This window comes from Nocardioides speluncae (assembly GCF_003121585.1).
Classification (GTDB): domain Bacteria; phylum Actinomycetota; class Actinomycetes; order Propionibacteriales; family Nocardioidaceae; genus Nocardioides; species Nocardioides speluncae.
This window is the reverse complement of record NZ_QEOO01000051.1, coordinates 90,643-107,994: the sequence shown is the minus strand read 5'-3', so window position 1 is coordinate 107,994 and position 17,352 is coordinate 90,643. Positions and strand designations below refer to the sequence as shown.

General features: G+C 68.6%; 14 protein-coding genes and 1 tRNA gene. 6 read left to right on the top strand and 9 right to left on the bottom strand.

Features of this window, described 5'->3' with window-relative positions; genetic code table 11:
• Nucleotides 1-47: 47 nt before the first annotated feature.
• Nucleotides 48-1,319 (bottom strand): ABC transporter substrate-binding protein, encoded by a 1,272-nt coding sequence (locus DDV73_RS27120; RefSeq protein WP_109510395.1) that lies wholly within the window; start codon nt 1,317-1,319, stop codon nt 48-50.
• A gap of 135 nt (nt 1,320-1,454) precedes the next feature.
• On the opposite strand from DDV73_RS27120, the gene DDV73_RS27115 reads away from it, so the two are divergent.
• On the top strand, nt 1,455-2,609 hold the full coding sequence (locus tag DDV73_RS27115; RefSeq protein ID WP_109510394.1) for an ROK family protein: 1,155 nt from the start codon (nt 1,455-1,457) through the stop codon (nt 2,607-2,609).
• A 234-nt stretch (nt 2,610-2,843) separates the two neighbouring features.
• Entirely contained in the window at nt 2,844-3,926 is a 1,083-nt protein-coding gene (locus DDV73_RS27110) for an ABC transporter ATP-binding protein (RefSeq protein WP_109510510.1), read from the top strand.
• Between the two features lie 167 nt (nt 3,927-4,093).
• Here DDV73_RS27110 and DDV73_RS27105 read toward each other — a convergent pair whose 3' ends face one another.
• Together DDV73_RS27105 and DDV73_RS27100 are read right to left on the bottom strand one after the other, a co-directional pair.
• Complete coding sequence (locus DDV73_RS27105) at nt 4,094-4,753, bottom strand: hypothetical protein (RefSeq protein WP_240617516.1); 660 nt, start codon at nt 4,751-4,753, stop codon at nt 4,094-4,096.
• A gap of 166 nt (nt 4,754-4,919) precedes the next feature.
• Nucleotides 4,920-5,630 (bottom strand): helix-turn-helix domain-containing protein, encoded by a 711-nt coding sequence (locus DDV73_RS27100; protein WP_109510392.1) that lies wholly within the window; start codon nt 5,628-5,630, stop codon nt 4,920-4,922.
• 271 nt (nt 5,631-5,901) lie between these two features.
• On the opposite strand from DDV73_RS27100, the gene DDV73_RS27095 reads away from it, so the two are divergent.
• The 4 genes from DDV73_RS27095 to DDV73_RS27080 are packed head-to-tail and all read left to right on the top strand — an operon-like array spanning nt 5,902 to nt 11,402.
• A complete protein-coding gene (locus DDV73_RS27095; RefSeq protein WP_338066413.1) occupies nt 5,902-7,437 on the top strand; it encodes an FAD-dependent oxidoreductase in 1,536 nt (511 codons plus the stop codon).
• Nucleotides 7,434-8,552 (top strand): hypothetical protein, encoded by a 1,119-nt coding sequence (locus DDV73_RS27090; protein ID WP_109510390.1) that lies wholly within the window; start codon nt 7,434-7,436, stop codon nt 8,550-8,552. The genes DDV73_RS27095 and DDV73_RS27090 overlap by 4 nt, the downstream gene beginning before the upstream one ends.
• Before the next feature lie 27 nt (nt 8,553-8,579).
• Nucleotides 8,580-9,179, top strand: a complete 600-nt coding sequence (locus DDV73_RS27085) for a TetR/AcrR family transcriptional regulator (protein ID WP_109510389.1) — start codon at nt 8,580-8,582, stop codon at nt 9,177-9,179.
• A gap of 27 nt (nt 9,180-9,206) precedes the next feature.
• Nucleotides 9,207-11,402 carry a thiamine pyrophosphate-dependent enzyme gene (locus DDV73_RS27080; RefSeq protein ID WP_109510388.1) on the top strand — a complete coding sequence of 732 codons (2,196 nt, stop codon included), beginning with the start codon at nt 9,207-9,209 and terminating at the stop codon, nt 11,400-11,402.
• Between the two features lie 63 nt (nt 11,403-11,465).
• Here the strand turns inward: DDV73_RS27080 and DDV73_RS27075 are convergent.
• The 6 genes from DDV73_RS27075 to DDV73_RS27050 form a co-directional block, all read right to left on the bottom strand.
• Nucleotides 11,466-11,539, bottom strand: a tRNA-Met gene (locus DDV73_RS27075).
• Nucleotides 11,540-11,706: 167 nt separating this feature from the next.
• Nucleotides 11,707-14,718 carry a UPF0182 family membrane protein gene (locus tag DDV73_RS27070; protein WP_109510387.1) on the bottom strand — a complete coding sequence of 1,004 codons (3,012 nt, stop codon included), beginning with the start codon at nt 14,716-14,718 and terminating at the stop codon, nt 11,707-11,709.
• Nucleotides 14,715-15,332 carry a PPA1309 family protein gene (locus DDV73_RS27065; protein WP_240617514.1) on the bottom strand — a complete coding sequence of 206 codons (618 nt, stop codon included), beginning with the start codon at nt 15,330-15,332 and terminating at the stop codon, nt 14,715-14,717. Before DDV73_RS27065 ends, DDV73_RS27070 begins: the two co-directional genes overlap by 4 nt.
• 5 nt (nt 15,333-15,337) lie before the next feature.
• Nucleotides 15,338-16,387 carry a YlbL family protein gene (locus DDV73_RS27060; protein WP_109510386.1) on the bottom strand — a complete coding sequence of 350 codons (1,050 nt, stop codon included), beginning with the start codon at nt 16,385-16,387 and terminating at the stop codon, nt 15,338-15,340.
• 38 nt (nt 16,388-16,425) lie between these two features.
• Entirely contained in the window at nt 16,426-16,659 is a 234-nt protein-coding gene (locus tag DDV73_RS27055) for a hypothetical protein (RefSeq protein ID WP_170126065.1), read from the bottom strand.
• A 239-nt stretch (nt 16,660-16,898) separates the two neighbouring features.
• Nucleotides 16,899-17,324 (bottom strand): molybdenum cofactor biosynthesis protein MoaE, encoded by a 426-nt coding sequence (locus tag DDV73_RS27050; RefSeq protein ID WP_240617513.1) that lies wholly within the window; start codon nt 17,322-17,324, stop codon nt 16,899-16,901.
• Between the last annotated feature and the right edge of the window lie 28 nt (nt 17,325-17,352).

Here is a 17,352-nt window from a genome sequence, read left to right as displayed (position 1 = left end):
AGGGTGACTTTGCGTCAGGGTGTCGCGTCGTACGTCGGAACTTGGCGCTAGCCGGCCGCCTTCTCCGCCGCGTCGGCCAGGTCACCCTGGAGCTCGTCGACGTCGCCGTTCGCGCTGAACTTCGCCACCGCCGAGGTGACGTCGGTCAGCCAGCTGATCGGGACCGCCGCGCCGTGGGCCAGCGAGGAGACGATCTGGTCGGACGCGTAGTCCTCGATCGCGGTCTGCTGGTAGGGACCGAACGCCGAGGTGTCGGCCTCGGTGTTGGCCGGGATCGAGCCCTTCGCCGCGTTGAAGGCCTCCTGGCCCTCGGGGCTCGCAACGGTCTGCAGCCAGGCTTTCGTGCCGTCCTCGTTGGGCGCGCCGACCGGCAGCGTGAACGAGTCGGCCAGGAAGTCGAAGACGCCCTCGGTGCCCGGCACCGGGAACGCGACGTAGTCGGTGTCCAGCGTCTTCTGGTTCTCGTCGAACGCCGCGACCGCCCAGTCGCCCATCACGTTGAAGCCGGCCTCGCCGTCGATGACCATCTGCGTGGCGTCGGGCCAGTCGAGCGACTGCCGGTCCTCGTTGGTGTAGCTCAGCAGCTTGGAGTAGTCCTCCAGCGCGGCCTTGACCTCGTCACCGCTCCAGTCGGTCGACCCGTCCCAGAGACCGTTGTAGGCCTCCTCGCCGAGGTCCGCGAGCAGCACGGTCTCGAGCAGGTGCACCTGGGTCCAGTCGGTCGCGATCGACAGCGCGACCTTGCCCTTGGCCTTCACCTTGTCCAGGGCCGCGAACCACTCGTCGAGCGAGGCGTACTTTGCCTTCGGGTCCAGTCCGGCGTCGGTGAGGACGGCGTTGTTCGCCCAGACCACGTTGGCGCGGTGGATGTTGGAGGGGACCGAGTAGATCTTGCCGTCCTGCTTGAGCCGCTCGATCAGGGTCTCGGGGAAGACGTCGTTCCAGCCCTCCTCGTCGTACATCGAGGTCAGGTCCTGGATCTGGCCGTTGTTGATGTAGTCGGTGAGCTCGGCTCCGGCGTGGGCCTGGAACGTGTCCGGCGGGTCCTCCTGCTGCAGCCGCGACGCGAGGACGTTCTTCGCGTCCTTGCCGGCGCCACCGGCCACGGAGCCGTTGATGAACTTGAGGTCCGGGTTCTGCTCGTCGAACACCGCCACCAGGGCGTCGAGACCGGCCTTCTCGCTGCCGCTCGCCCACCAAGTGAAGACCTCGACGTCGCTACCGCCGCCGTCGCCTCCGTCATCGCCACCGCAAGCGCTCGTCGCCAGCAGCGCCATCGCGGCCAGGGCAGCGCCCCATGCCCGTCGCTTGTGTCCCATGACCGTCCTCCAGGTTCGAAATCCTGCCTTGGGAGACACTTTGTCGCCGCACTTCCTCCACGTCAAGACATAAAAGACGCGGATTGAGTCAGATTTTAGTTCTTTGCAAGAAGAAAATGGGCTAGCGTCACCGCCATGACGACTGGCGGGTCTCTCGGGAGCCTGCGCGCGGCCAACCGCGCGGCGCTGTTGCGCGCCATCGAGTCCGCCGGCTCACTGAGCCGCGCCGACCTGATGCGCGCGACCGGCCTGTCCCGGACCGCGGTCTCCAGCCTGGTGGGCGAGCTGCTCAGCGATCGGCTGGTCGTCGAGCGCGAGGAGCGGGGTACGCCGCACCGCGGGGTCCGCGGCCGGCCACCGGTACTTCTGGAGCTGGCGAGCAACCGCGGCGCGGTGCTCGCCATCGACGTCGGCCACTCGCACATGCGGCTGGCACTCGCCCGCCTCGACGCCTCGATCCTGGACGAGCTGCAGCTCGGCTTCGCGGTCGACGACCAGCCGGCGGAGACCCTCGACCGGCTCGCCGACCAGGCGCTCGGCCTGCTGGACAACCACAACGTCGGCGCCGACGAGGTCCGCGGCGTCGGCCTGGGGATCCCGGGCCCGGTCGACCGCGACGGCCGGATGACCTCCTCGATCCTGCCGCACTGGCGAGGCCTCCAGCCCGGCGCCGAGCTCGAGCGCCGTACCGGTCTCGCGGCGCACGTCGAGAACGACGCCCACATGGGCGCGCTCGGCGAGCTGGCCTTCGGCGCCGCCCACGGGGTCAGCAACGCGATCTACGTCAAGGCGGCGACCGGCCTCGGCGCCGGCATCATCGCCGACGGCAGCCTGATCCGGGGCGCGACCGGCATCGCCGGCGAGCTCGGCCACGTGCAGGTCGACCCGGCCGGCAAGGTATGCCGCTGCGGCAGCCGCGGCTGCCTCGAGACGTTCGTCTCCGGACCCCAGCTGGTCCAGCTGCTCCAGCCCACCCACGACCGCGAGCTCACCGTCGAGCTGATGCTCGCGCTGGCCGAGGGCGGCGACATGGGCGCCGACCGACTTCTTGCCGACGCCGGCCGCAGCATCGGCCGGGTGCTCGCCGACCTGTGCAACGTGCTCAACCCGGAGCGCATCGTCATTGGCGGCACCCTTGGTGCGTCCACCACGCTCATCACCGGCGTCCGCGAGGCCGTCGACAGGCACGCCCAACCGAGTGCGTCCGCGGCGGTCACCGTCGTCGGCAGCCAGCTCGGCGAACGGGCCGAAGTGATGGGAGCGCTTGCTCTGGCGCTGGCAAGGACCTAGAACTACGAGAGCAACAGTGGTCATCTCCGGAAGTTCGTCGAAGGGTATGAGTGGTCAGGGTGCGTGCAGCGCAAGGCGTCGGAGGGAGGCGGGCCGGTGGCCCGTCGACCGACGACAACGCAGCGATGTGCGTGCCCTGGCCGCTCAGACCCCGATGAACTTCCGGAGATGACCACTATGTCCCCGACAACGGATCGTCCGGCACGTTCCTGCCGGTGAAGGGAAGTGCAGAACATGGCATCAGTGACCTACAACAAGGCGCAGCGCGTCTATCCCGGCGCCAAGCAGCCCGCCGTCGACAATCTGGACCTGGAGATCGAGGACGGCGAGTTCATGGTCCTCGTCGGCCCGTCCGGGTGCGGCAAGTCCACCTCGCTCCGGATGCTCGCCGGCCTGGAGGAGGTGACGTCCGGCTCGATCCAGATCGGTGACCGCGACGTCACGCACCTGCCGCCGAAGGACCGCGACATCGCGATGGTCTTCCAGAACTACGCCCTCTACCCGCACATGTCGGTCGCCGACAACATGGCCTTCTCGCTGAAGATGGCCGGCATCGACCGGGCCGAGCGGATGAAGCGGGTCCAGGAGGCGGCGAAGCTGCTCGACCTCACCGACTACCTCGACCGCAAACCGAAGGCGCTGTCCGGCGGCCAGCGGCAGCGGGTGGCGATGGGCCGCGCGATCGTCCGCGAGCCCCAGGTGTTCTGCATGGACGAGCCGCTGTCGAACCTCGACGCCAAGCTCCGGGTCTCGACCCGCACCCAGATCGCGGCGCTCCAGCAGCGGCTCGGCGTCACCACCGTCTACGTCACCCACGACCAGATCGAGGCGATGACCATGGGCGACCGGGTCGCGGTCCTCAAGGACGGCGTACTCCAGCAGGTCGACACGCCGCTCGCGCTCTACGACAAGCCGGCCAACCTGTTCGTCGCCGGATTCATCGGCTCGCCCGGCATGAACCTGATGAGCGCCAGCGCCCACGACGGCATGGCCACGATCGGCGGGTACGACGTACCGATCGACCGCTCCGCCGCCACCAAGATCACCGGCGCCATCACCGTCGGCGTCCGTCCGGAGAACTGGCGGATGGTCGGCGCCAAGGACGGCGGCCTGCCCGTTCGGGTGACCGTCGTCGAGGAGCTCGGCGCGGACGCCTACATCTACGGCACCTGCGACGTCGAGGGAACCCCCGCCAACGTCGTGGTCCGGATCGAAGCCCGCCGCGACCACCAGAAGGGCCAGACGGTCTACGTCACCACCGACCCGGCCCACGTCCACGTGTTCGACACCGAGACCGGAGCACGCCTCTCCGCCTGACCGCGTCGACGAACCCGTTGTCGTCGAGGTCGAACTCGGCCGGCTCGGCCGCGGCGAGGCAGTGGAACGCCGCCTTCGCCGCGTCCGGCACGGTCGTCCTCAGCGCCTCGGCGACCGGGCCGAGGTCAGGTTCGGCGCCCCGGAGTTGTTGTCCGATGCGGCGGCTGCTACTCGGGTGGACAGAGCACCCGGAGGATGGCCCTTCCCCAGTCGGCGTCGTCAGCGGGCATCTGCCACCAAGCGTTGTGGGTTTCGACGAGCTCACGGCGCAGGACAGCGAGGCGTTTGCGGTCCGAGACGGCGAGTTGGGCGATCTCGGCGAACGGGTCGTCGATGCAGGCCAGGAGAACCGCGGCGTCTTGCAGGTGCCGGCCGGGGTCGCGACTGTCGGCGACGTAGGCCGCAGCCTTCAGGTTCAGGGCCCCGAATGGGCGCGGCACCGAGATTGTGGTGATCTCACCCTTGGCGAACTCAAGCTGGTAGTTCGCGGTCCGCCGCAGTGCTTGCGTGCCGCCCGGAATCCTAACCATGTCCATGCGTCGCATCTGCTCCTCGACACTCGGCGCCGGGTGATCGGCGACGACGTCGATGACGTCCTCAGCAGGACCACCGCTGACGACGTCGACATGGGTTTCTCCGCGGGTGAACCGGTGGGCGACGTTGTTGCGCGGGTCGATGTTCTTCTTTATCTCGTATCCCAGCGACTCCAGTGCGTCGGCGGTGGCGTTTGGAGTCCCTCGCGCCGTTTCGATGTGCAAGGCGATGTCAACGTCGTTCGTTGGTCTGACGGCGTTGATGCCACGGTGGATGGCGTGCAGCTGTGTCATCAGGCCGCCTATCAGTGTCCAACGATCTGCGGACAGCACCCGAGCCAACTCTGCGACGTTCGGCCATGGGTAGGCCCAGCCGCCGGCGGGCGTCTTCACGTGGAACGTCGGACGTTCTGCCGCCGGAGGATTCGCATCATCTGGCGGCTCCGCGCCCGCCGGGCTACTAGTGGGTGCGGCCACGCGCGAACCCCTCCAGGTACGCGGTCAGGGCACGTGTGCCGACTCCGTGCTCACGCGAGTCAGTCGAGCCGGCCGCGTCCATGGCCGCAAGAGCCCCGTTTCCCTTGGTAGCGATCCGCTTGACGACGCGGATGTCAAACGTAGTCGCCCGGATGATCATGGTGCCGCGCGCGCTGCGCCGAAGGCCGTAACGCTTCTCCAGATCTGCCAGAACGCCCGCTTCGATGTATCCGTCGACGTGGTCCCTTCGGGCGTCAGCCAGCCCGAGTCGCCGACGGCTGACCGCCACGATCTCCTTGCGCATCATGGGCGCGAGGAACCCAAAGGACTCATACCTCCGCACCACGGCTCGGTTCCGAGCACGGCCGACGATCTCATGCGATCCACGCTCATCATCGGCAAGCTTTCGCAGCCGACCTCGGAGCCGAGATGTCTGCACCTGGCCGAGCCAGTCGACCTTGAGACCGGACAGCAGCGCCACTGCGCCCCACGCGGTCTCCTCACTCCAAGCGCGCGTACGCGAGAACTCGCGTTCCTGTAGGTATTCGATGACGGAGTCACGCTCCACAAGCCCGTGGCCGACGTAGCGAATCGCGCCGAGGTCGCCGAGTCGCGCGACGTGGCGCTTCGTCACGTTGAGCAGGCGGGCGGCCTCCCCGACGTCGACGTACTCGCTCTGGAGCGGGATTCTCATAACAGACATAGTCCTCTTCAAGAGGTTATCTGTAAAGCCTTACACAAACAGACAGCGTCCTTGACAGGACCTTACCTGTTAAGGATTCGCGCTCGTATGACGTCACAGTTGGCTCCCGGCACGCTCCGGAAGCCGCCCCTGCTGACCTGCTACTTTCACTTGTAGTGGGGGCCAGGAGTTGAAACTGCGCCCGCTGAACCTTCGCCCCAGCATGTCGACTCCCCACGCTTGACATCCCATCAGCACATTCATACATTCACTGCATCTTTGTATGATTGAGAGGCGGCGACTAGCGATGAAGCTTGGGACGACGGCCGTGGTGCTCGGCGGCAGTGCTGCCGGAGTGTGCTCAGCAGGGGCACTAGCCCGACACTTCGAGCGCGTGCTCGTCCTCGAGCGCGACGACCTCCCCGCCGAGGCCGAGCACCGGAGGGGCGTCCCGCAGAGCAAGCATCCGCACTTCCTGCTGAACTCCGGTCGGCGTGCGATCAACGAGCTCTTCCCTGGATTCGAGGACGAGCTGATCGCCCGCGGCGGACTTCACCTGATGCCGTCGATGGACGCGGGCTACCTCCAGGGCGAAGGATGGTCGGCCCGCAAGAGCAGCTCGATGACCATGATCTACAGCTCCCGGATCCTCATCGAGCGGGTCCTTCGGGACCACGTTCGGCGCCACGAGAACGTCACCGTCCGTGAGGGCGTGACCGTCCGAGGCCTTGCGACCCGGGGTGGCGGCACACCGAACGGGGAGGTCACGGGCGTCCGCTTCGCAACAGCAGCCGGCGAGGACCATGTCGAGGCGGACATCGTGGTCGATGCCCTTGGCCGGGGGTCAGCCGTCGGCGAATGGCTCGTCGCGGCAGGGTGGCCAGCAGCGCCCGTCCAGACTCTTGACGCCAAGGTCACCTACACCTCGCGTTGGTACGACCTGCCCTCCGCCTCGGAACGTCCCGAGTCCTGGTGGTGGAAGCACCTGGTGATCATGCCGACCGAGGGCAAGGGCGAGCACCCGCCCGAGCACGAGTACCTCGTCAACTTCTTCCCCATCGAAGGAAACCGCGCGATCGCGTGCATGGGTTCCTGGGGGCTTGCCATGCCGCGGACTACCGAGGAGTTCGTGGCGTCGGCCAGGCGGGTTCGAACGCCGGTGTTCGCGGCCGCGATGGACCGCAGCACACCGACGTCCGAGGTCCACCTGACCCGGGCGACCGGCAACAAGTGGCGCCGTTACGACCGCTGGCAGCACCCGCCCCGGGGCCTGGTCTTCGTCGGCGACTCGATCTGCGCGTTCAACCCGTTCTACGCCCAGGGACTGAGCTCGGCATCCAGCTCCGCGCTTCTCCTCAGGGACCAGCTGGCGATCGCCACCGAGCAAGGCAGCCAGCTGGACGCCGGGTTCTACGCTCGCCTGTTGACCGCACAGCGGACCCGCCTGAAGGTTCCGTGGGGCCTGGCTATGGCCCGGGACCGGGGGTACGAATGCGCGGTCGGGACCGAGCAGCTGCCTGAGTGGCGGCGCCGGATCGTGGCGGCGCTCAGCGATCCGGCGTTCCGGTTCATCGTTGGCGCAGCGCGCGAGGACGACGTCGTCGACCAGCACTTCGCCAGGGTGTTCAACCTGGATGAGCCGATCGGCGACATGCTGAAGAGCCCTCGGGTTCTCGCAGGTCTGCTGCGCTACCAAGTGCGCTCCGCCTTGGGTCGCCATCGCGTCCCGTTCGGGTTCGATCCACAGGCCGAGCCACCGGCCACCGACTACTCCATGCCCGGCGGCGGCGCCTCCCCGGTGACTGCGAGCGCCCGATGAGCTCGACCTGCGAGCCCGCAGCGGAGCAGGTCACCCGCGAGCTGGGATTCGACTGCCACGACGTGTCGACCGTGGTCTCGGTACGCGCGCCGTGGGATCTCGCGCACTGGTCGATGCCAGTCCTCGAGGCTCTCATCATCGGCGGCGCGGTCTTTGCGCTGGTGCACGCGTGGCGGCGATACCGGCAGGGGGACCCGACCAACCTCGCGCTGTGGTTCACGTCCCTGGTGTACCTCTTCGTCACCGAGCCGCCGTTGTACTTCCCGGAGTGGTTCGGCCTGGACAAGCAGTACGGGTTCATCTTCGCGCACAACCAGTTCACGGTTCAGTTCATGTGGGACCGCCTGCCCCTGTACATCGTCGCTTTCTATCCCGCCATCAGCCAGCTCGCCTACGAGCTGATCCGCGCCCTCGGCATCTTCAAGAACCGTGGCGCCGCCACCGGGGCGGTCGCCGTGGCCTTCGCCTGCCAGGTGTTCTACGAGGTGTTCGACCAGATCGGACCCCAGCTCAAGTGGTGGGCCTGGAACCAGGACAACACGCTGGTCAACCATCCGATGATGGCGTCGGTGCCGATGAACAGCGTCGTACTGTTCGCATCGGTCTCGATGGGCGCGATGACCTACCTGGTCGTGCGGCTCACCGGCGGAACCGGGGCCGACGGACGGCCCCGGCACGGCACCTCGCTCGCGCTGCGGGTTCTGCTGGCGGGCATCCTGACCCCGCCGACGATGGCGATCGCTGGCATACCGTCGAGTCTCTTCGGCGGGGACGACCCGAACACCTCTGCCCAGGCCTGGATCCTCGGCGTCGAGCTTGCCGTGGTGTGGTTGGCCGGGGCGTTCATCGTCGTTCGGGAGTACCGGGCCAACCACGAGCCGTTGGAGCCGTTGGCGTCGTTCTCGCGGTACTACCCAGCGCTGTATCTGGGCGGGATGGCTCTGTTCTGGATCACCGCTTTGCCCGCCTATCTCGGCGCCCATGGTGGACTCACGAGTGACGGTACGCCGACGGGCAGCGGCCCCTACGCCCTCGCCTGCTTCGCCGGCGCCGTACTGCTGCTCACCGCCATGTACCGAACGCACAGTCGGGCGCAGTCCCCCGCACTGACCTGACACCCCGTCGTCCGCCACGCTATGCCTATGGGACATCACGGTTGGCAAGGAAACCCTCCCGGCACCGAGGATGCCGCGCGGCGACGCATCGTCGAGGCGGCGACCGCGTGCATCGACCGCACCGGGCTGGCCAAGGTCAGCCTGTCCGATGTCGCGAACGAGCTCGGCGTAACCCGTCAGACCGTGTACCGGTACTACCCGAGTCTGAATGACATCCTCGGCGCCGTGGCCCAAGCCGGCGTCGACGACTTCGCCGAGCGGATGGAGCAGCATCTTTCCGGCTTCCACACCGCTCAGGACGTCGCGGTGGAGTCAATCGTGTTCGCGGTTCGCACCGTCCCCAACGAGCGCTACCTGAGCCTGCTCGTCCAGGCGAGCGAAACGGACTTCTTCACGGCCGGCGCTACGTCCTCGGAAGCCTTCCAGGTGGGCGCGCGCATCCTCCGCAACGTGCCGGTCGACTGGGAGGAGGCCGGCGTAGCCTCGGACGAGGAGCTCGCGAGCCTGGCGGAGGTCCTGATGCGACTGTTCATATCGCTGCTCCAGTTTCCGGCCGCCCCACCGCGGACCGATGACCAACTCCGTTCCCTGGTCCGCCGCTGGATCGGACCCGCGCTCACCGCCTGAGCCGAGTACGCCGACAGGAGCAGCATCGTGGAGACGATCGACGAGCACTTCGTCCGTGTGCTCCGCGCGCAAAGCGCCGGCTCGGCCAGCCGACGTACTGGCGCAGACACCGACGTACTACTCGACCTGTTCGAGGCCCAGGCACAGAGCCGCCATCTCGACTTCGCGGCCCGGTGGCTCCAGTCGCAGGGCAAGGGCCACTACACGATCGGCTCGGCGGGTCACGAAGGCAACGCCGCCCTCGGCCTCCTGTCGAGGGTGGACGACCCGGCTCTCCTCCACTATCGATCCGGTGGGTTCTACGCCGCGCGCGCTGCCCGCGCGGGCAGGGGTGACGCCGTCCGAGATGTGCTCGCCAGCCTGACTTCGGCGAGGAGCGATCCGATGTCGGGCGGTCGGCACAAGGTGTTCGGCCACCCGGGTCTGAACATCATTCCCCAGACCTCGACGATCGGGTCTCACCCTCCTCGGGCAGTGGGTCTCGCCTACGCCCTCGACCTCAGCCGAGTCACGGGAGTCGGGCACGTGTGGCCGGTCGACGCCGTCGTGCTGTGCAGCTTCGGTGACGCCTCCGCGAACCACTCCACGGTCACCGGAGCGCTGAACGCGGCCGCTTACCTGCGCCACCGCGCAATCCCGTGCCCGGTCCTCTTCGTGTGCGAGGATAACGGGATCGGGATCAGCACCAGGTCTCCCAGCGGCTGGCCGGCCGCCGCGCTCCAGCGACTTCCTGGTCTGCGGTACTGGGAAGCGGACGGCGCGGATCCCGAGTCGCTGCTGTCCGTGGTCAGCGAGGCCTTGGCGAGCGTCCGCGAGAGCCGCCAGCCCGGCGTACTCCACCTGCGCACGGTCAGATTCATGGGCCACGCCGGGTCGGACACGGAGATCGCCTACCGCTCCCGCAGCGAGATCCTGGCCGACTACGCGCGAGACCCTGTCCTCCACACCGCACTGGCGCTGGTCCGCCGCGGCGCGATGTCGCCGACCGCGATCCTGGAGCGGTACGAAACGGTCCGGCGGACGGTCATGGACGGGGCCAAGCAGGCGCTCGACGAGGAGCAGCTCGCCAGCAGGGAGGCGGTCATGGCGCCGCTCACCCTGCCCGCCCGCACCTCGGTCACCCACAGAGTCACGCAGGAGAGTCGGCTCCGGGCCTGGCGCGGCCGCCTGCCCGAAGATGGGCCGCCGATGACTCTCGCGCAAGCGGTCAACGCCACCCTCACCGACCTCATGTGCGCCCATCCCGAAGCGCTGGTGTTCGGGGAGGATGTCGCCGTCAAGGGCGGGGTGTACGGCGTCACCCGCGGGCTCCGGAAGCGCTTCGGCGGCCATCGGGTCTTCGACACCCTGCTCGACGAACAGACCGTCCTCGGGACCGCGCTCGGTACGGCCCTTGCGGGCTACGTGCCCATGCCCGAGATCCAGTACCTCGCCTACCTGCACAACGCCGAGGACCAGCTGCGGGGCGAGGCCGCCAGCCTGCGGTTCTTCTCCGACGGGCAGTACCAGAACGGCATGGTCGTCCGGGTCGCCGGGCTGGCTTACCAGCGTGGGTTCGGCGGTCACTTCCACAACGACAACTCGGTCTCCGTACTGCGAGACATCCCCGGCCTGTTGCTGGCCGTGCCGAGCCACCCGGAGGTGGCACCCGGCCTGTTGCGGACCTGCTTCCACCTAGCGCGCGAGGACGGCCGCGTGTGCGTGTTCCTCGAGCCCATCGCGCGCTATCACACCCGCGATCTCCTGGAGGCGGGCGACGGCGAGTGGACCGCGTCGTACCCGGCGCCCAACGTGCCCAGCACCCCGCTCGGCGAGATCGGCCGGTACGGCGACGGGCGCGACGTACTGCTCGTCACCTTCGGAAACGGGGTGCACCTGAGCCGGCGAGCGGCCATGACGCTGGCCGGCAACGGCGTGGAGTCCACGGTGCTCGACCTGCGCTGGCTCGCGCCGCTCCCGGTCGAGGCCCTGACCTCGGTCGCCGACGAGTTCGCGGCGGTCCTGGTCGTCGACGAGACCCGGCACAGCGGGGGCGTCTCGGAGGGCGTCGTCGCGGCTCTGGTCGACGCCGGATACCAGGGCCGGCTCTCCCGCGTCACCAGCGCCGACAGCTTCATCCCGCTCGGACCTGCGGCCGAGACTGTGCTCCTCGGCGAGAGCGACATCGTGAACGCCGTCCACGAACTCCTCGACACCTCACGACCGCCCGGCACAGCCACCTAGACTGCGGGTCAGAGACCAAATGCGACGAGGCCCGGACCAGTTGGTCCGGGCCTCGTCATTTTGTAGCGGGGGCAGGATTTGAACCTGCGACCTCTGGGTTATGAGCCCAGCGAGCTACCGAGCTGCTCCACCCCGCGTCGGTGAACCCAAGGTTACGTGATGCTGGGACTGCGACCAAATCGGGGGTGCGCGACGCGGCCGGCGCACCTCGGGCCGAACCTTGCGCCACTTCGGCGAGCAGCAAAGGGCCCGAACCCACGGCCGGTGGGTTCGGGCCCTTTGGTCGACTCTCCTCGCGGTCGGCTCAGCCGGTGCTCGAGGACTCCACCGGTGAGCGGGTCGCGTTCTCGTCGGACGCGGCCGGCTCGGCTGGCTCGGTTGGCTCGGCGCCTTCGAGGGCCTCGAGCGCGTCGGCCGTGTACTGCTCCGCCTTCGTGATCGCGGCGTCATAAGCAGCGAAGTTGCCTTCTCGCAACGCGGCCCGCGCCTTGGCGTACTCGTCATCGGCGAGCCGGAGCAGGCGGATCGCCTCGGCCTGCGGCGTACCGGCGGGCGGGTCCTCCTGGCCCGGTGGCTCCTCGCCCGGATCCTCGGGATCCTCCTCCGGGGGTGTGGTGCCGTCGACGCTGAGCGCGTTCTGGATCGCCTCGTTGAAGTCGTTGCCGATGCCGATCGACGAACCCAGGGCGACCAGGACCTTCGACAGCTGCGGATACGCACCCGCGCCGCCACCACGGGTCGCATAGACGGGTTGGACGTTCATGAAGCCATCGGCGACGGGCAGGGTGAGCAGGTTGCCGTACGTCACCGTCGCCCCTTGCTGCAGTGTGAACAGCTCGTCGCGGACGGCCTTGTCGCCGCTAAAGTCGTTGGCCACCTGGCCGGGGCCCTGGCTCTGAGTCCCCTCGTCGCTGACGCTGAGGATCCGCAGCTTGCCGTAACCGTCGGAGGTGGCGTTGGAGTCCACGGCCATGAAGCCGGCCAGGTTGCTGCGCTTGTTCGGCACGAAGACCGAGGTCAGCGAGAACTCCGGGGTGCCGACACCCTCGCCCTCCTCGTTGGGCAGCGTCACTGAGACCCGGTACGGCGGCTGCAGGCGGCCGTCGATCTCCGGGTCCTCCGGGACGTCCCAGCGGTCGCGACCTTCGTAGAAGTCGGCGGCGTCGGTGACGTGGTACTTCGCGAGCTGGTAGCGCTGCACCTTGAACAGGTCCTCGGGGTAGCGCAGGTGGCTCTCGATCGCTTCCGGGATCTCCGACTTCGGTTTGACCGTGTCCGGGAAGGCGCTCATCCACGCCTTCAGCATCGGGTCGGTCTCGTCCCAGCCGTAGAGGGTGACGGTGCCGTCGTAGGCGTCGACGGTGGCCTTCACGGCGTTGCGCAGGTAGTTGATCTCGTCGGTCGGCAGCGTCCGGAACTCGGACGTGGTATCCAGGGCGTCGTCGGTCATGTCCTCGAACGAGCCACGCTCGGACAGCGGGTAGCGGTCGGTGCTCGTGTAACCGTCCAGCACCCACACGATCCGGCCGTCGGCGACGACGGGGAACGGGTCGCGGTCCACGATCAGCCACGGCGCGACCCTCTCGACCATCTCCCGCGGGTCGCGGTCGTAGAGGATCTTGGAGTTGTCGTTGACCCGCTCGGAGAGCACCAGATTCGCCTCACCGAACTTCACGGCGTACAGGAACTTGTTGAACGAGCTCTCGAGCGAGACCCCACCCGCGCCGTCATAGGTGTTGTTGGTCCCCGCCTCCTCGTCCTCCTCCGTCGCGGAGGGGCGGTCCAGCTCGACGTCGTCGGCGCCCTCGGACGCCTTTCCGACCACCGAGTAGCTGGGGCTCCGCTCGCCGTAGTAGATCCGCGGGTTGTAGTCCTCGGCGGACTTGCTCAGCTCGTGGACGGGCGGCTCCTCGGCCTCGGCCCAGACCGGATCACCGGTGGTCTGCTTCTGGTCGCCGTAGGCGCCGACCACGCCGTACCCGTGGGTGTAGACGGTATGCAGGTTGAGCCAGTTCTTGTTGTCGTCGGCGAGGCCCGACTGGTCGAGCTCACGCACGCCCAGCACCACGTCCCGCTCTCGGCCACCGATCTCATAGCGATCCACGTCGAGCACGTCGGCGACGGTGTAGTAGGACTTCTGCTGCTGCTTCTGCTCGAAGGTCTGGTGCACGATCTTCGGGTCGACCAGGCGGACGTCGCTCTTGCCGGCCTCGGTCGCGAGGTCCTTCCCCTCCAGGCTGAGCGCGCCGGTGTACGTCTCGGGTTCCACGTTCGCGATGTCGTACGCCGCGCGGGTGGCGTCGATGTTGCGTTTGATGTACGGCGCCTCCTTGTCGGCCTCCGACGGCGACACCTGGAACTGCTGCACGATGCCCGGCCAGATCAGGCCGAGCAGGATCGCCGACAGCACGAACAGGCCGAGCCCGACGGTCGGCAGCAACCAGGTCCGGCGCCACACGTTGAGGAAGAACAGCAGCGCGCAGATGACCGCGATGCCCATCAGGATGTTCTTCGCGGGTAGCACCGCATGGTCGTCGGTGTAGGTCATGCCGTCGATCAGCCGGCCGCTGTCGGTGAGCAGGTCGTAGCGGTCCAGGTAGTAGTCGGCGGCCTTGGCCAGCACGAAGATGCCGAGCAGGATCGACAGCTGCGCCTGAGCCGGCCCGGAGAGCCGGTCGTGCGGCGACTGCAGCCGGATCCCGCCGTACAGGTAGTGAGTGACCGCCGCGACCAGCAGGCAGACCACGGCCACCGCCATCACGAAGTCGACCAGGAAGTGCAGCCAGGGCAGGTCGAAGACGTAGAAGCCGATGTCGCGGTTGAAGACCGGGTCGTTGGTGCCGAACGGGACGCCGTTGCGCCACAGCAGGTACTGCCGCCACTCCCCCGCCGCCGAGGTGCCGGCGAACAAGCCCATCAGCGCCGCGATCCCGATCAGGATCCACAGCCGGATCGGGGTGACCGCCTCGCGGTAGCGGTCCAGGCTGGTCTGCTCCGAGGAGGCCGGCCGGAAGAACGGACGGAGCCGGTACGCCGCGATCATGTTGCCGGCGACCGCCAGCGCCATCAGAAGGCCGAAGACCGCGAACAGCCCTATCCGGGTCCACACCAGCTTGCTCCACACGGAGCCGTAGCCGGCCGCGTCGAACCACAGCCGGTCGGTCCAGAAGCCGGCGAAGGCCGCGGTGAACAGCACCGCGGCGACCACGATGCCGGCGGTGATCAGCAGCGCCCGGGAGCGTCCCGTCCCGACCGGCGCGAGCTCGTCACGATCTCGTCGCGTGTTGTCGTCGCCATCGTCGAAGAGCCCACTCATCGCGTCCTACCGTCCTCATCGGCCTGGTCAGTCTGTTCATCGGAGTCGTCGAAGGTCGCCCGCAGCAGCTCGAGCAGCGCGGGGACCAGCTCGGAGCCACCGACCACCGACTGGTCGTCGTCGTGGGCACGCAGCCGCAGCGCGCAGTACGTCGCGCCCGCGCGGGTCACGCCGGCCACCATCCGCACCTCCTGCCGGTCCGGGTGCTCCGCGGCGTACGCCGTCGCACCCTCGCGGTCGTCCGGGATCTCGGAGTCCGCGCCGGGCGGCAGCACCAGCCGCTCCACCACCGCCGCACAGCCGGCGACCCCGTCCGGCCAGGCGATCGAGGTCAGCACGTCCTCGAGCGGCTGGTCCAGCGGCAGCTCGTCCTGCTCGACGGGCGTCAGCGAGCCGCGCGCGGCCGAGCTGTCCAGACCCATCGCCGCGGCCAGCCGCGGCTCGTGCTCGACCAGCCGCGCGGTCTCGACCAGCGCGTAGAGCCGGGCCGGCTGGTCCCAGCCGGCGTCGGCGATGTGCGACTCGATCTCCAGGACGGCGGCGGCGAGCGCCGGGTCACTGTCGAGGTCGTCGAGCAGGTCCTCACGCAGCTCCGGTGGCTCGGCTTCACTCACGCAGGTCATCCCTTCGTCGTGCAGGTCGGCAGCTCGGCATCGTGGTCCTTCACCCAGGACTTGATCGCGTTCAGGGCGTCGTGCATCGTCGTCGCCTTCACCAGCCGCATGTCGCCGTTCTGGGCGCCGATCGCGTCGTCGCAGTTGTCCGGCGGCACCATGAACAGCCGGGCGCCGGACTTCCGCGCGGCCACGATCTTCTGCTGGATGCCGCCGATGCTGCCGACCTTGCCCTCGCCGTCGATGGTGCCGGTGCCGGCGACGATCTCGCCGTCGGTCAGCGAGCCGGGGGTCAGTGTGTCGTAGATGGCCAGCGAGAACATCAGGCCCGCGCTCGGGCCGCCGATGCTGTCGGGGATGTCGACCGAGACGTCGAACGGGAAGTCGTAGCCGGGGCCGGTGATGATGCCGACCTTCGGCCCGTCCTCGGTCTTCTCGGGCTTGATCGCGACCTTCTTGACGGCGTCCTTGCGCCTGACCTGGAAGGTGACCTGCTTGCCGGCCGGCGTACCCTCCACGGCCTTGATGATGTCGTCGGGCGAGTCCACCGCCTTGCCGTTGACCGACACGATCTGGTCGCGGACCTTGAGCTTGCCGTCAGCGGGCATGTCGCTGGACACGCTGAGCACCTCGGTCACCGCCGTCACCTTGACCTTGAGCTCGCGCAGCGCGGCCGCGATCGCGGCGTCCTGCGAGGAGACCATCTGTACGGCGGACTCGGTCTCGTCCTCGTCCTGGGTCTGCCCCTCGCGGTAGACCGAGTCGAACGGCACCACCGCCCGCTCGTCGTTCATCCACGCCCGCATCACCTCGAACAGCGAGATGTGCGCCTCCCGCTGGGTGACGTAGACGGTGGTCATCCGGATCTCGCCGTCGTCGCGGTAGGTCTTGTGTCCGTTGACCTGGATGATCTCCTTGCCCTGATCCTCGGCCAGCACGTCGACCGTGATGCCGGGCGAGTAGGTGACATACGGCAGCGGCAGCACGAGAGCGGCGAGCCACAGGCCGAACAGCAGCGCGACGGCGATCAGGCCCGCGAGAGTTCGGCGAGTCATGCGGCCAAGCCTCTCACTGCGTGGCAAGTACTCAGGTGTCAGGGCCGCGTGGCGCGGGATGGGCGGACGGCGATGCCGGTGCTGCGGTCGCGTCGTACGGCCGGCGGCGGCGTGCGCTGACCCGGGTGCTCGCGCCGCAGCGCAGTGGCCAGCCGGGCGATCGCCACGTCCGGATCCACCTCGCCTCGACCCGCGCGGCCCAGCCACGTCACCCAGGCCATCGCGACCAGGGTGACAACGACGGGCGGCACCAGCCACAGCAGCACGCTCACCCGCTCAGGCTAAGCCGACCCGGCCCGTGTTCACGCCTGGCCACGCCGACCCGGCCGGTCTTCACGCCTGGGCATGCCGACCCGGCCCTTGTTCACAGAGGCACCGTCAAGACGGGCCGGGTCACCGATGTCACGCGTGAAGACCGGCCGGGTCGGCGGTGTCAGGCGTCAACACGGGCCGGGTCAGCATCAGTCTGAGCTCGCGAAGGCTGATGTCGACCCGGGGCTCCGCTGGCGCGTTACGGCGTACCGACCCACTCGTCGGTGCCGTCGGCGAAGAGCTGGTGCTTCCAGATCGGGACCTCGGCCTTGAGCCGGTCGATCAGGGCGCGGGAGGCGTCGAAGGCGACGCCGCGGTGGGCGGCGGTGGTGGCGACAACTACAGCCGCGTCGCCGATGGCGAGCGTCCCGACCCGGTGTACGGCGGCCACGCCGTACACGTCGTACTCGGCGGCGACCGCCTCGCACACATCGCGAAGCCGGTCGAGGGCAGCGGGGTGCGCGGAGTAGTCGAGGCCGGTGACCGATCGGCCGCCGTCGTGGTCGCGCACCCGGCCCACGAACAGCGTCAGCCCACCCGCGCCGTCGTCGCCGAGCGCGTCGACGACCTCACCGACATCGAGCGCCGTCTCGCGCAGGCCGACCAGCCGAACCACAGTGGACACCCGACCGAGCCTAGTGGTCACGCCCGCT

Bases quoted from the DNA above. Each gene is read 5' to 3' on its own strand.
- DDV73_RS27120 (WP_109510395.1), bottom strand. From the start codon at position 1,319: ATGGGACACAAGCGACGGGCATGGGGCGCTGCCCTGGCCGCGATGGCG.
- DDV73_RS27115 (WP_109510394.1), top strand. From the start codon at position 1,455: ATGACGACTGGCGGGTCTCTCGGGAGCCTGCGCGCGGCCAACCGCGCG.
- DDV73_RS27110 (WP_109510510.1), top strand. From the start codon at position 2,844: ATGGCATCAGTGACCTACAACAAGGCGCAGCGCGTCTATCCCGGCGCC.
- DDV73_RS27105 (WP_240617516.1), bottom strand. From the start codon at position 4,753: ATGACACAGCTGCACGCCATCCACCGTGGCATCAACGCCGTCAGACCA.
- DDV73_RS27100 (WP_109510392.1), bottom strand. From the start codon at position 5,630: ATGAGAATCCCGCTCCAGAGCGAGTACGTCGACGTCGGGGAGGCCGCC.
- DDV73_RS27095 (WP_338066413.1), top strand. From the start codon at position 5,902: ATGATTGAGAGGCGGCGACTAGCGATGAAGCTTGGGACGACGGCCGTG.
- DDV73_RS27090 (WP_109510390.1), top strand. From the start codon at position 7,434: ATGAGCTCGACCTGCGAGCCCGCAGCGGAGCAGGTCACCCGCGAGCTG.
- DDV73_RS27085 (WP_109510389.1), top strand. From the start codon at position 8,580: ATGGGACATCACGGTTGGCAAGGAAACCCTCCCGGCACCGAGGATGCC.
- DDV73_RS27070 (WP_109510387.1), bottom strand. From the start codon at position 14,718: ATGAGTGGGCTCTTCGACGATGGCGACGACAACACGCGACGAGATCGT.
- DDV73_RS27060 (WP_109510386.1), bottom strand. From the start codon at position 16,387: ATGACTCGCCGAACTCTCGCGGGCCTGATCGCCGTCGCGCTGCTGTTC.